The organism is Bacillus sp. AP50, from assembly GCF_040492675.1.
Taxonomy (GTDB): Bacteria; Bacillota; Bacilli; order Bacillales; family Bacillaceae_G; genus Bacillus_A; species Bacillus_A cereus.
In genome coordinates this window covers 1-1491 of record NZ_JBEUTW010000477.1, presented here as the reverse complement: position 1 = coordinate 1491, position 1491 = coordinate 1, and the positions used below count along the sequence as shown (strand labels likewise).

Genomic DNA, 1491 nt, shown 5'->3' with positions numbered 1-1491 from the left:
ATTTAATAGTATTATAGGTAAATTGGATTATTTTTTATCTGAATGTAGAATTATTTTTTATTTCCTTAAAATTCCCCCTCAACTTTTTCAGCATATAAAACGATACTTATAATAGAAAGAGGTGTTTTAATTGTATAAAACGATGCCAAATTCAAAAGAAAGAGAATTTATATACAATAGCTCATACAACAAAGGGCATATAAGCACTCCTAGCATGGTAGCTCACTGTATTGGCCTAAGTACTCACGCAAAATTGGTGTATTCTAACATTTTGAATTACATTTATAAAAAAGGAGAATTTGCATTCCCAAGTATTTATAGATTATCTATATCTTGTTCCTGCTCAATAAATACAATTATTCGTTATATTAATGAATTAGTTGAAAAAGGATTTATAAAAAAAGAGGTCCCAGGTCGCGGAAAAAGTAATCGATACTACATAATAGAATGTGATAAGATTCCACTCCTAAAAGTATCAGAAATGATATGGGAAGTAATAGATACACTTGCAAAAAAATATGGTTGGAAGGATATTATGAAATGTAAGAATTCAATATTGTCTTTTCTTAATCAAAATAAATATTCATTACATCATATGGAGATTCAGCAAAATACAATAAATCACTTAAATGCTTTATTCCTTCATGTTTTAGAGAAAAAAGAATTAAATATTGAAGTATTGACTAGTAATTTTATATTTAAAAATCAATCTATTATATAACAGTTTTAAAATTACAAAATCATATAAATAATTTATAAGCATAATGGGTGGTGTGAATATTGAATGAACCTTATGTTACTTGTACACAATGTGTCGTTAGAGATTGGTGCCAACGTAGAAATGGTACTACTCCCCTGCCACAGGATTATACAATGAATCCTGAGTGTGGCGGTTATATCTTACTTAATCAAGCTTTAAAGCTTTCTCAAATTCCTTTAGAATATCAAAATGCAAATAAAAGAAATTTCTTAATCGACACGGATAACAGAATGTACAAAGACTACATTATAGATACTTTTAATTCCATAGAGGAAATTGTTAAGAATGGAAATAATCTCGCTTTTATACATCCACAAAAAGGAACTGGTAAATCATATACTGCTATAGCCTTTGCAATGGAATATATATTTAAATCAGTAATGAATCCTTCTTTATTTAATTTTGAGTCTCCGCTTGTACTCTATATTAAGTATGGTTCATGGGCAAATGATCTACGGCAAATTTATCAATTAAATGATGAAGATTTCACACAAAAAGTTTTACAACAAGTAAAACTCATGAAGACGGTTCCCCTACTAATACTTGATGATATAGGAAATGGGAGATTTACAAATTATATTAAGGATTTTACTTATGATATAATTGATTTTCGTAAAGAAAACAAAAAATCAACATTTTTCACTTCTAATCTTACACTCCAACAATTAGAACAAGAGAATTGTCTTGGGGATATTATTACATCTCGTATGTTATATAATACTGTTGTATAT

General features: G+C 27.9%; 2 protein-coding genes. Both read left to right on the top strand.

The features are described 5' to 3' along the window. The first annotated feature begins 130 nt into the window (after positions 1 to 130). A complete protein-coding gene (locus tag ABWK52_RS25000) occupies positions 131 to 721 on the top strand; it encodes a helix-turn-helix domain-containing protein (RefSeq protein WP_097842583.1) in 591 nt (196 codons plus the stop codon). 59 nt (positions 722 to 780) lie between these two features. Next, positions 781 to 1491: ATP-binding protein (locus ABWK52_RS24995; RefSeq protein ID WP_353772203.1), on the top strand; the 711-nt coding region annotated here is incomplete at its 3' end.